Origin of the sequence: Mucilaginibacter sp. 22184, assembly GCF_052045695.1 — a bacterium.
Lineage (GTDB): Bacteria > Bacteroidota > Bacteroidia > Sphingobacteriales > Sphingobacteriaceae > Mucilaginibacter.
This window is the reverse complement of record NZ_JBQEPI010000001.1, coordinates 710,613-722,684: the sequence shown is the minus strand read 5'-3', so window position 1 is coordinate 722,684 and position 12,072 is coordinate 710,613. Positions and strand designations below refer to the sequence as shown.

Genomic DNA, 12,072 nt, shown 5'->3' with positions numbered 1-12,072 from the left:
GCTAATTGTTGATACTAAAATTAGCATAATTAAAATGGAGCCATCAAATATATTCAACCGGATTGATGATCCGACTAAATAAATATTGATCCGGATGCAACGTATTTGGTAAAGGTGTGGTCTTATGTAAGAAATAAACCAATATCAAATCACATGAAAACATACTTTTTACTATTTGCACTGGCCTGTAGTACAACTACTGCATTGGCGCAGGATGATAGCAGGACACCATATCTTACCAAATCATTAGCCAGCGATGCCATTAACCGGGTTGTGGTAAATACATCGGCCGGTGGTATTTTGGTAAGCGGCAGAAGCGGCGAGGCCGCGCGGGTGGAAGTTTACATCAAAGGGAATAACGGTCGCGATCTTTCAAAAGAAGAGATCAAAAAACGCCTGGATGAAGATTATGACCTGAGTGTTTCGGTTTCGGGACACGAAGTTCGTGCCATTGCAAAAAGCAAGCATAATTTTTCTGACTGGAAAAGACAGATGAGCATATCGTTTAAAATATATGTTCCGGAACAAACATCCACAGATCTTAGAACCAGTGGCGGGGGTATCAACCTTGACAATTTAAAAGGCAACGAAAGCTTTACCACCAGCGGTGGCGGGTTGAATATAGACCGGCTTAACGGCGTAGTACGTGGTGAAACCAGCGGCGGCGGCATCAGCGTTTCCAACTCCGGAAATGATATTAACCTCGAAACCAGTGGTGGTGGTATTATTGCCAAAAACTGCACAGGTAAGATCAGGTTAGAAACATCCGGCGGCGGTTTAACATTAGATAATTTGAATGGAAACATCAACGCCAATACCAGTGGCGGCGGCATACATGGCAACAGTATAACAGGCGAACTGAACACCAGTACATCTGGTGGCGGTATCGACCTCAAACAAATGGATTGCAGCCTAAGCGCTTCAACCAGTGGGGGCAGTCTGAATGCGCAAATAAAAAGAGTTGGTAAATATTTAAAACTGGAAGCCAGCTCGGGAAATATTAACCTGGAACTGCCGCTAAAGCAAGGGCTTAATCTCGATTTGCGGGGCAACCGGGTACAGCCCACCGATAAAATAAATAGCTTTAACGGTGAATGGGAAAAAGATCATGTAAAAGGCAGCGTGAACGGCGGCGGTGCACCGGTTACCGCAGAAGCATCAAGCGGAAATGTAAATGTGAGGTTTAACTGATAGCATAACTAATAACAAAAAAGAAGGGGCCCGCCGATCAGCGGGCCCCTTCTTTTTTGTTATTAGTTCAAAGCTTAAAAATTTAAAGCACAGAATATTAGCATTTTAAATATTATAATATTTAGCCGGTTAAACCAACTAATCTTTTCGTTGTCATATCCCCGATTTATACAAAAACATTAACCTTTCAAACACAATTTTATGTACAAAAAACTACTACTGGTAGTACTATCAGTTATTGCCCTCCAATCAGCTAAAGCACAAACAGAAAAAGGGAACCAAAGTATTGGGCTCAGTTTTAGTGTAGATACTAAAAGCTCCAATACAAGTTACTATAATAGTGTATCTGGTACTTATAATACTAATGCCAAAGGCAAACAAACTTCATTCAGTGTAGCACCCAGCTACAGTTATTTTATTGCAGATAAGCTGGACATAGGAACATCATTAAGCTATGGACAGTCTACTACAAAATATGATCCGGCTCTTAGTACAGCAACCAAATCAACAAGTAAGGGCTTCAGTGGAAATATATTTTTGAGGAAATATTTTTTATACAACGATAAAATCGGTATCCGTACCGGGCCATACTTCAGTTATGAAAATGTAAAGCAAACATCTGATTACACAGACCCCATAAACAATAGCAACAGCACTATTGACTATTATGGAGGCGGTCTTAACCTTGATTTTGTTTATTATCCTGCAAAAAATATAGGTCTTGCCGCCCGTTTAGCCGACCTGAGCTATGCTCATCAGAAAAGCAAAGGCTATGTCCAGGGATCATCCAATGACTTTAATTTAAGCTTGGTAAATAGCTTATCCCTTTCTATCTATTACGTATTCGGAAAATAATTAAACCCTACAACCAATCACAATGGAGCCTTAAATCGAGCAGATTTATGGCTTTTTTGTTTTTCTGATTACGCAAAAGGTGTAAAATTATTTATAAAAATTTAGTCAAAAATGGATTTTATTATCATTAATAAATTGATAGTTAGTTTATTATGTAATAAATCATTTATATTTTAAATAAATAAATATGACGCTGTTTATAGGATGATAAACTTTGTTGATAACCAATTAATCAAGCCAATTTTTAATTCTAAAATATGCGTAGATCTATACTCATTGCAGCACTTATGCTTTATGCTGTGCTTTTTGTACAGGCACAGGAAATTACCTCACCCGATAAAAACCTCACGCTCAAATTTGAGCTGCTGGGTAACGGCGTGCCAACCTATCAGCTTCATTACAAACAGAGGGAAGTGATAAAACCCAGTAAGCTTGGTTTGGAAACGAAAGATGTACCGTCATTCCTGGATGGGTTTACCATCACCAAAACAGAACAGAGCACCTTTGACGAGTCTTGGAACCCGGTTTGGGGCGAAGAAAAAACTATCCGCAACCATTATAACGAACTGTTGGTAACCTTAACGCAAAAGGCCGTTCAGGGCAGGTATATCCGCATTCGGTTTCGTTTATTTAATGATGGCTTGGGTTTTAGGTATGAGTTCCCGTCGCAGAAAAACCTGAACTACTTTATCATTAAAGAAGAACACACCCAATTTGCCCTAACCGGCGACCATAAAGCTTTTTGGCTGCCCGGTGATTTTGATACGCAGGAGTATGAAACAGTGACCTCCAACCTGTCAGAGATCCGTGGTAAAATGAAAGCTGCGGTTACACCCAATGTATCGCAAACTACTTTTTCGCCAACTGGCGTACAAACACCGTTAATGTTGAAAAGCAAAGATGGTTTATATATTAACATACATGAAGCTGCTTTGGTTGATTACTCCTGCATGTCGTTAAACCTGGATGATAAGAACTTTGTGCTCGAGTCGTTTTTAACCCCCGATGCCATTGGCGATAAGGGTTATATGCAGGCACCAACACAATCGCCCTGGCGTACCGTGATTGTAAGTGATAAAGCCGCAGGCATACTGGAATCAAGACTGATCTTAAACTTAAATGAGCCAACCAAATACAAAGATGTATCCTGGATAAAACCCATTAAATATGTGGGTGTGTGGTGGGAAATGATCACCGGCAAAAGTACCTGGGCTTATACTGATCTGGAAAATGTACAGCTGGGCATAACCGATTATTCCAAAACCAAACCCAACGGCAAGCACGGCGCTACTACGCAGCATGTAAAGGAGTATATTGACTTTGCCGCCAAAAACGGGTTCGATGCCGTATTGGTTGAAGGCTGGAACCAGGGCTGGGAAGACTGGTTTGGCAAAACCAAGGATTTTGTATTTGATTTTGTAACCCCCTACCCCGATTTTGATGTCAAAGAACTGCATCGCTATGCCGCCGAAAAAGGTGTCAAGATCATCATGCATCACGAAACATCGGGCTCGGTACGCAACTATGAGCGCCATTTGGATACCGCGTATAAGTTTATGGTAGAGAATGGCTACAACGCCGTTAAAAGTGGCTATGTTGGGCAGATTATCCCCCGGGGCGAACACCATTATGGGCAATGGCTGGTCAATCATTACCTGTATGATATTACCAAAGCCGCCGACTATAAAATTATGGTGAACGCGCATGAAGCCATAAGGCCCACAGGCCTGTGCCGCACCTACCCCAATTTGATTGGTAATGAAGCTGCCCGTGGAACGGAATATGAAGCTTTTGGCGGCAACAATCCCGATCATACCACCATCCTGCCCTTCACCCGGCTCATGGGTGGCCCGATGGATTATACCCCGGGTATATTCGAAACGCAATGCAGTGTTTACAATCCGGATAATAAATCATTTGTACACACCACATTGGTGCATCAGCTGGCTTTGTATGTAACCATGTATAGTCCGCTGCAAATGGCTGCCGACCTGCCCGAAACTTATAATAAATACATGGACGCTTTTCAGTTTATCAAAGATGTTGCTGTTGACTGGGATGAGAGCCATATACTGGAAGCAGAGCCGGGCGATTATATCACTATTGCCCGTAAAGCCAAAAATAAAAACGAGTGGTACATTGGCAGTATTACCGACGAAAACCCGCGCGTAGCCAATATCTCCTTCGAGTATCTGCCCAAAGGTAAAACGTATGAGGCAACCATTTATGCCGATGGTAAGGATGCCAGTTATGATAAAAACCCGAAAAGCTATGCTATACGGAAGATCAAAGTAACGTCTAAAACTATACTGAAACAGCCTGTTGCCTCTGGTGGCGGCATGGCCATCAGTATCAAATAAAGGATGAGCGCAGGGAGATAAGTGATCGAAATATATTGGTTAAGTGGAACCCGCTATTCATAGCGGGTTTTTTTGTGCGGGATTCACCCTATCGATATCACCCGATTTTTGCTGCGCCGGTTTTTTCCTATCTTGCATTTTTTGAAAACGAAATGAAGAGACTCTCCTTTTTAACGTTATTGGGCCTTTTTGCTGCTACTTTAACATTTGCACAACAACCGGATTTTATTGAAAACAAACTCGACGCCTATATTAAACAAGGCTTAACAGACTGGAACCTTCCGGGTTTGGCCATCGCCATTGTGAAAGATGGTAAAACCGTGATCATGAAAGGTTACGGTGTTCGGGATATCAAAACCAATGAACCGGTTGACGAAAACACCTTGTTCATGATAGCCAGCAACAGTAAATTGTTTACCGGTACGGCACTGGCGCAGCTTGATGTGGATAAAAAACTGTCGCTTGATGATAAGATCACCAAATATTTCCCGGGTTACTCGGTGTATGATGCTTCTACCACACCTTTGCTTACCATAAAAGATTTACTGGGACATCATTTAGGCACAAAAACCTTCCAGGGTGATTTTACCTTCTGGAACACTACCCTGTCCCGCCAGGAAATTATGAACCGGATGAAACTCCTGAAACCATCTATGGAATTCAGACAGAGTTTTGGCTATTGCAATAGCTGCTTTTTAACCGCGGGGCAGGTGATCCAGCAAGTGACCGGCAAACCCTGGGAAACTTATGTTCAGGATAGCATCCTTACCCCGCTGGGCATGAGCAATACCTATCCGCTAACTGCGGGTATGGCTGCGCGTAAAGGCGTTTCGAAACCATATACTAATGCTTTTACCGGCCAAATGGTTGAGTTGCCGTATGATCAGGTAGATAACCTGGCGCCTGCAGGCAGTATTGTAAGTAACGTAAAAGATGTGGCCAAATGGCTCACCATGCAGTTAGATAGCGGCCGCTATGAAGGCAAACAGATCATTGCCTGGAAGGCCCTTCAAAAAACCCGCGACGAAAATACCATTGTGAGCAGCAGGCCTTCAACAGTATATCCTATTCATTTCAGGGGCTATGGCTTAGGTGTTTTTGAGGCTGATTATAACGGTAAACAAATTTTTTGGCATACCGGCGGCGCAAATGGTTTTGTAACCAATACCTGCTTTGTACCCGAAGAAAAACTGGCGATAACCATTTTAACCAATAACGATAATCAAAGCTTTTTTGAAGCCCTGCGCTACCAGATCCTGGATGCCTACTTGGGCGTTCCTTATGTTGATCGCAGCCTGGCTATGCTGAAATCCTTTAACCCCGATCAGAAGGAAACCGTAAAGAAAACCAACGATATGCTGGCGCGTGTAAAAGGGAAGGCTACTGAACTTCCGCTTGCTGCTTACGCCGGTAAATATCAAAACCCGCTTTACGGACAAATGGATATATCGGTCAACAAAAAAGACCTGTTGATAAAATTCAGCAACCACCAGTACCTTACTGCGTCGTTGAAATATATGGACAATGGCGAGTGGATATTGGCCTACAACAATTTGGCCTATGGTATTTTTCCGCTAAAATTTAAAACCGATGGCAGTAAAGTAGTCTCTACAGAAATTAAAGTAAATGATGGGTTAGAGTATGATCCGTATTTGTTTACGAAAGAGAATTAATAGATAAAACATCATGAAAAAGCCGTTGCTGATTTCCTGCAACGGCTTTTTTATAAACTGATCACTCTAGTTAGCTGTGTTGGATACCGGCTTACTGATATACCCTGATTTATATAATGCCCGGTTAACATCTCCGGCTGATACATTTTCTGCCCGGTATATAACCCTGTCATTACCCAGCCAAATCTGTTGAGCTGTTTTCAGATCGACCAGGTAATAAAGAAATAAGAAATTGGGATTGCTTCCCGTTACCGTATCATTATGATGGGTTGTTGACGTTTGTGAACCCCAGGAAGTACTTAAGCCAATAATCAAAACAGCTTCGGCGCCACTACTCTGCAGCCTGTTCAAATAATCGTTATAGGAAACATTTTCATGTATTTTGAATACATCCGAAGATTTAATTATGCTTGTTGCCGGAGAGGATAGCTTGCGTGTAAACATCTCTTCCAGCGTTGTTCGGATCTGCATGTCTTTCAGGTTGTTAAAAACAGGATTCACAATACTATCGAATGATTGCTTACTAAAATCCCGGAGCTCGCCGTGGGTATTGATAACTGTGAGCGCTATTTTTTTGTAAGGATGATCGGCCTGGGTTGGGGTAACCGTTTTTAGTGTTGTACCGCAGCCGGTAACTAAAAAGAGGGATACCGATAAGGCCAGATATTTTAATTCGCCTGGTATACTGAAATTGGGAGATGGTTTGAATAAGGTCATATAACTCGTATTAGATGTATTATAGGAGTTATAAATAATAAAAGGGTTTAATATAATAATGCATGTAACTGCACTATTACAAAACAAGCCCCGCTAAAACGAGTAATTAGATATTTGTTCAAAATAGGGTGTCATGCTGAGCCCGTCGAAGCATGGTGGGTAGGCCTCTGCGCTCAACCCTTCGACGGTGCCCAGGGTGACAGCCCCTCTTTAATATTATTTATTATGTCTAATCATGGGTTATTAAAAGGCCAACCCTATCCCGCCCTCTACTCTAAAGCCACTGTTGACAACCTCATTTAACTGGGTTTTATCAACCTGGCCATTATTTAGATAAAGCTCATCGGTACCGGTGCCGGTTTGCCAGTTAAAGTACCCGGCCCCTGCATGTACGCTCAAGTTACGATATAGCGTATACACAAATTGCCCGCCCACATCGATACCATAACCGCTGGCATGGTGGCGGTAGCTAACCGGGTGTTGAAAGGTTTGGATCAGGTTCCAGTTGGCTTTACTGTTATAGTTAACCTGGTTGTAGATAACATCTGCGGCGAATTTTAAATTTTTGATGATGCGCACAGACGAGGTTACTTTTAAAAATGCTCCTTTCCAGTTGGGTTGGTAAGTGCTGTTCAGATCGGGGAAGTTCCCGGTGCGATCCAGCAAATGCAATGATTGCTTGCTCATGGTATACCCCACATAAGGTATCAGGCTAAAGCGCTCATTGTTGATGAGGATAAAACCCGCTCCTGTATTCCATAGGGAGGTATTCCCTTTATCGCCGTTAAAGGTTTCGTGATAGGTTGGGTTGGTACGGTTATCGGCTCCATAATCGGTATCAGTTACCGATCCTGATGATATAGATTGCCGGCTATAGCTGGCATATAGGGAAAAACGTTTCCGCACGTTCCACAGTACATTGGCGGCTATATTTTGCCCGCCCAGGTGCTGCCATTTAAGCTCCGAATAAATATTGGGATTTTGACCGTTCAGATTACCGGCTATTGACCAGTGAAAGTTTTGCTGCTGATATCCTGTGCCCAGGGATACCTGCAATTTCTTTTCGATAGATTGGGCATAGATATGGGATATGCCCGTGGCAAGCGCTAAACAAAAACCTATAAATTTTTTCATCAGGTAGAATAAAAAAGCCTGCCTCTTAGAGAAGGCAGGCTAAATATAAAGATTAGGTTATTGATTTACACCAAAGGCTTCCCAGCCGGAGGCAGTTGCCCGGGTACAAGTCATAGGCTGAGTGCCGTTTTCGCTGGAAATGAATTTACCGTTATTTCCCCTAAACGTAACTTTGCCGTCTGCCGTAGCAACCCAGTCAAATTTTTCCCAGTCGCTGATGGTAGTCCGGTTACAGGTGATGGCTTGCAGACCGTTTTCTGAAGAAACATATTTGCCCTGGCTTTGCAACGCCACTTTGCCGCCACCCGCATCAACCACAGTAAAAGTTTCCCAGGCCGCAGCAGTCGGGCGGTTACAGTTCATGGCTTGTGTGCCGTTTTCGCCGCTTACATATTGGTTGTTAAAACCTTTAAGGGTGATGTTTTGACCAATTGGCGGATTTGACGGATTGCTGGTGCCCGAAAGATCATACACACGCACATAATCAACCTGCATGTTGCAGGGCAGGGCACTATCGTTAATGGTATTGCCAGGCAAATCGCCGCCGATGGCCAGGTTCAGGATAATAAAGAACGGATTGTGGAAAGCGCCTGTATTGTTAATATTGTTGGCAATATTGCCGGTTACATATAGGGTATTATCCACATACCAGCGGATAGAGTTGGTATCCCACTCTACAGCATAAGTATGGAAACCTGTAGGACTGGTAGTAGTGCTGCCGCCATATTGGGTATGCTGATTGCCACCGGCTACGGCCCAGTGCATGGTTCCCAGGATGGTGTTGGAGGTATTCACCTGCTCCATAATATCAATCTCACCACAGCTTGGCCATGGCGTACCGCTGCTGATGCTAGCGCCAAGCATCCAGAAAGCAGGCCAGGTACCCTGTACCGCAGGCAGCTTGATACTGGCCTCAATGCGGCCATAGGTTGGCTGAAATTTGCCAGCAGTGGTCAGCTTAGCCGAAGTATATGGTTGACCGCCTACGGTTTGCTTACGCGCGGTAATGGTAAGGAAACCGCCCCCTACAGTGGCATTGGCTGATTGATAATACTCCTTTTCGTTGTTCACACCAGGGTTACCGTTGTCGATGTTCCAGTTGGCAGTGTTTACGCTGGTGCCGTTAAACTCGTCAGACCAGATCAGCGTGCCGGCCCTGGGCGTGCTAACCTGTGTTGGGTCTGCCTGCGACGCCGCGGGCTTGTTCAGGTCTTTTTTACATGACGCGGTAAATACCAGGAGTGCCATTACTATAATGGCTCCTTTTGCAGAAATTAAAAATGATTTCATAATGTCGGTTTATGTTAATAATTAGGTGGTTGTACAAATGATAGTATGGCGATGGCTATGGTAAGCTGTATACACGCACATAATCAACCTGCATAGTACAAGGCAGCGCGCCATCATTAATATTATTACCAGGGAGATCGCCTCCAACAGCCAGATTCAGGATAATGAAAAATGGATTCTGAAATGCCCCGGTATTGTTAATGTTATTGGTAGTGTTGCCGGTTACATAGTTGGTGCCATCGACAAACCATTTGATGCCGGTGCTGGTCCATTCAACAGCATAAGTATGGAAACCGGTTACACTTGTAGTAGTGCTGCCGCCATATTGGGTATGCTGATTGCCACCAGCCAGTGCCCAATGCATGGTACCCAGGATAGTGCTGGAAGTGTTCACCTGCTCCATAATATCAATTTCGCCGCAGCTTGGCCATGGGGTTCCGCTGTTGATGTTAGCGCCCAATGCCCAGAAAGCCGGCCAGGTACCCTGTACCGCAGGTAATTTGATGCGGGCCTCGATACGGCCGTATTTTGGCTGATATTTACCCGCTGTGGTTAACTTACCCGAAGTATAAGGCTGCCCCCCAACACTCTGTTTACGTGCCGTAATGTTCAGGAAACCTCCGGACACAGTAATGTTGGATGACTGGTAAAACTCCTTTTCGTTGTTTACGCCCGGGTTACCGTTGATGATGTTCCAGTTGTTGGTATTTACACTGGTGCCATTAAAATCGTCAGACCAAAGCAGCGTGCCCGCCCGCGGGGTAGTTTCCTCTGTTTGATCGTTTTTTTGTTCGGCTGCTGGGCGATTAAGATCCTTTTTACAAGATGCAGTGAGTGCCAGCAGAGCCATGGCTGCCACGGCTCCTTTAGCGATGTTTGAAAATGATTTCATAAGATAGGTGGTTAGTAGTTAATTGGTTTATAATACTTTGTTATTGATTTATGCCAAAAGCCTCCCAGCCCGATGCTGTGGCACGGGTGCAGGTCATAGCTTGTGTGCCGTTTTCGCTGGATATGAATTTGCTGTTGTTGCCGCGCAGGGTAACTTTGCCATCGGCGGTTGTTATCCAGTCAAATTTTTCGGTATCGGTAATGGAGGTACGGTTACAGGTAATGGCCTGCGTGCCGTTTTCTGAGGATACATATTTACCCATGCTGCGCAGCGCTATTTTACCGGCACCGGCATCAACTACGGTAAAGGTTTCCCATGCAGATGCGGTTGGGCGGTTACAGTTCATGGCCTGCGTGCCGTTTTCGCCGCTTACGTATTGATTGTTGAATCCTTTAAGCGTAACTGTAGAGCCTATCGGAGCGCCTGTTCCGGTACCTCCGGACGATTGCGTGCCCGACCATTTGAAGGTGGCTACCGCTCCCGCAGCCAGGCTGTAGGTAAATGATTCGGCGCCCCATTTTACTTTAAAGCTAACTGCAGATGAACCATTGTTTAAGGCGATAAGCACCTTGCTGCCATCTGAATTTTTGAAAGCCACGTTTTGGATACTGCCTGATAAATTTGAGGAGATACGAACAGCGCCCGGACGTACAAATCTTGCCGCATGGCCAATAATATAATAGCCCACATTACGGGTAATGGATGTGCCACTTACGGTAATACCACCCAGGCAGGTGCTGCAGCCGCCCGGTGTATGCGGATTGTTGTTAGGGTCAGCCGCCAGGTTCCATTCCAGTACGTTGCGGCTCCAGTTGCGGGTAGCGCCAATGATAAGGGTATTTACGTGCCAGGAAAGGTCGCCGCCAAAATTGCTGGGGGCTCCAACCCATTGCTCGGTAAAATAAACGTTTTTGTTAGGATAGGCGTTATGCACATCGGTTAAAGCGCTGATGCTGCCTGAGTACAAATGGAAGGCAGAACCATCTACATAAGGATTGGCACCTGCATCGGCCAATACGGCTTCGGGATAGTCTATCCTGTCGGTATTATGATCATACGCGATGATCTTGGTATTCAAACCAGCGCCACGCAATTGAGGGCCCAGATTGTTTTTAATAAAGTTAGCCTGCTCGTTAGCCTGCATCACCATGCTTGGATTGTTGTAGGGGTTTAGCGGCTCATTTTGCGGGGTTATGGCATCAATAGTAATGCCTTGCGCCTGCATGGCTTGTATGTATTTTACAAAATAGCGGGCATAAGCATCATAGTATGCAGTATTTAAGCTACCGCCGGTATAGCCGTTATTGCCGGTTGTGTTCACCTTCATCCAGGTTGGGGCCGTCCAGGGGCATGCCAGTATCTTGATAGAAGGATTAATAGCCAGTATTTTTTTCAGGATAGGGATCAGGTCCTGGTTTTCCTGGCTGATGCTGAAGTTGTTCATGTTCACATCGCCGGAGGTTTGGTTATAGGTAAAATCGCTGGCGCTTAAGTCGGATGCGCCAATGCTGATACGTAGATAACTGATACCGATTTGTCCGTTGGCAGTGCCAAAAAGCTCATTCAGTACAGCTGATTGATTACCCCCAAGCCCATTAAGCAAACCCGCGCTGCCGCCTGTTAAAGTAAAGCCAAAGCCATCAATACCCTGGTAGGTGGTGTTTTCATCCACAGTTACCGTAGTGGCATTGGTGCCGGCATCGGCTGCGAAATTGAAGCTTGTTTGCGCCTCTAACTGTTTCGACCTGTCGGATGTCGTAACCCAGGCATTTACCACTTCATTAGCTGCACGTGATACGGTTTGCGTGTCCTGACCCGGCGTTACTGCTGCCGAAGCGCGGGAATCCTTTTTACAGGAATAAAATACCCCCGCGGATAGCAGGATAAATACCGCCAGCCATTTTAAATTGTAATTGATCTTCATAAATTGTTATTAGTTAATTGGTTAGTTTGTGCGTCA

General features: G+C 44.6%; 9 protein-coding genes. 4 read left to right on the top strand and 5 right to left on the bottom strand.

Features of this window, described 5'->3' with window-relative positions; all coding sequences use genetic code 11:
• Positions 1–153 precede the first annotated feature (153 nt).
• From ACTJKG_RS03070 to ACTJKG_RS03055, 4 genes are all read left to right on the top strand, one after another.
• Positions 154–1,191: a DUF4097 family beta strand repeat-containing protein gene (locus ACTJKG_RS03070; RefSeq protein WP_172334322.1), complete on the top strand. Its 1,038-nt coding sequence runs from the start codon at positions 154–156 to the stop codon at positions 1,189–1,191.
• A gap of 201 nt (positions 1,192–1,392) precedes the next feature.
• Positions 1,393–2,046 carry a hypothetical protein gene (locus tag ACTJKG_RS03065; RefSeq protein WP_440738318.1) on the top strand — a complete coding sequence of 218 codons (654 nt, stop codon included), beginning with the start codon at positions 1,393–1,395 and terminating at the stop codon, positions 2,044–2,046.
• A gap of 257 nt (positions 2,047–2,303) precedes the next feature.
• Positions 2,304–4,406: a glycoside hydrolase family 97 protein gene (locus ACTJKG_RS03060; RefSeq protein WP_440738317.1), complete on the top strand. Its 2,103-nt coding sequence runs from the start codon at positions 2,304–2,306 to the stop codon at positions 4,404–4,406.
• Positions 4,407–4,558: 152 nt separating this feature from the next.
• Entirely contained in the window at positions 4,559–6,079 is a 1,521-nt protein-coding gene (locus ACTJKG_RS03055) for a serine hydrolase (RefSeq protein ID WP_172334325.1), read from the top strand.
• Between the two features lie 66 nt (positions 6,080–6,145).
• Here the strand turns inward: ACTJKG_RS03055 and ACTJKG_RS03050 are convergent, their stop codons facing one another.
• The 5 genes from ACTJKG_RS03050 to ACTJKG_RS03030 form a co-directional block, all read right to left on the bottom strand.
• On the bottom strand, positions 6,146–6,796 hold the full coding sequence (locus ACTJKG_RS03050) for a hypothetical protein (RefSeq protein WP_440738316.1): 651 nt from the start codon (positions 6,794–6,796) through the stop codon (positions 6,146–6,148).
• A 243-nt stretch (positions 6,797–7,039) separates the two neighbouring features.
• Entirely contained in the window at positions 7,040–7,930 is an 891-nt protein-coding gene (locus ACTJKG_RS03045; RefSeq protein ID WP_440738315.1) for a hypothetical protein, read from the bottom strand.
• Between the two features lie 57 nt (positions 7,931–7,987).
• Positions 7,988–9,220, bottom strand: a complete 1,233-nt coding sequence (locus ACTJKG_RS03040; RefSeq protein ID WP_172334328.1) for a family 16 glycosylhydrolase — start codon at positions 9,218–9,220, stop codon at positions 7,988–7,990.
• 55 nt (positions 9,221–9,275) lie between these two features.
• Positions 9,276–10,112 carry a glycoside hydrolase family 16 protein gene (locus tag ACTJKG_RS03035; RefSeq protein ID WP_440738314.1) on the bottom strand — a complete coding sequence of 279 codons (837 nt, stop codon included), beginning with the start codon at positions 10,110–10,112 and terminating at the stop codon, positions 9,276–9,278.
• Between the two features lie 40 nt (positions 10,113–10,152).
• Entirely contained in the window at positions 10,153–12,036 is a 1,884-nt protein-coding gene (locus tag ACTJKG_RS03030) for a glycoside hydrolase family 30 beta sandwich domain-containing protein (protein WP_172334330.1), read from the bottom strand.
• Between the last annotated feature and the right edge of the window lie 36 nt (positions 12,037–12,072).

Coding starts and splice junctions, on each gene's coding strand:
- ACTJKG_RS03070 (WP_172334322.1), top strand. CDS start 154: ATGAAAACATACTTTTTACTATTTGCACTGGCCTGTAGTACAACTACT.
- ACTJKG_RS03065 (WP_440738318.1), top strand. CDS start 1,393: ATGTACAAAAAACTACTACTGGTAGTACTATCAGTTATTGCCCTCCAA.
- ACTJKG_RS03060 (WP_440738317.1), top strand. CDS start 2,304: ATGCGTAGATCTATACTCATTGCAGCACTTATGCTTTATGCTGTGCTT.
- ACTJKG_RS03055 (WP_172334325.1), top strand. CDS start 4,559: ATGAAGAGACTCTCCTTTTTAACGTTATTGGGCCTTTTTGCTGCTACT.
- ACTJKG_RS03050 (WP_440738316.1), bottom strand. CDS start 6,796: ATGACCTTATTCAAACCATCTCCCAATTTCAGTATACCAGGCGAATTA.
- ACTJKG_RS03045 (WP_440738315.1), bottom strand. CDS start 7,930: ATGAAAAAATTTATAGGTTTTTGTTTAGCGCTTGCCACGGGCATATCC.
- ACTJKG_RS03040 (WP_172334328.1), bottom strand. CDS start 9,220: ATGAAATCATTTTTAATTTCTGCAAAAGGAGCCATTATAGTAATGGCA.
- ACTJKG_RS03035 (WP_440738314.1), bottom strand. CDS start 10,112: ATGAAATCATTTTCAAACATCGCTAAAGGAGCCGTGGCAGCCATGGCT.
- ACTJKG_RS03030 (WP_172334330.1), bottom strand. CDS start 12,036: ATGAAGATCAATTACAATTTAAAATGGCTGGCGGTATTTATCCTGCTA.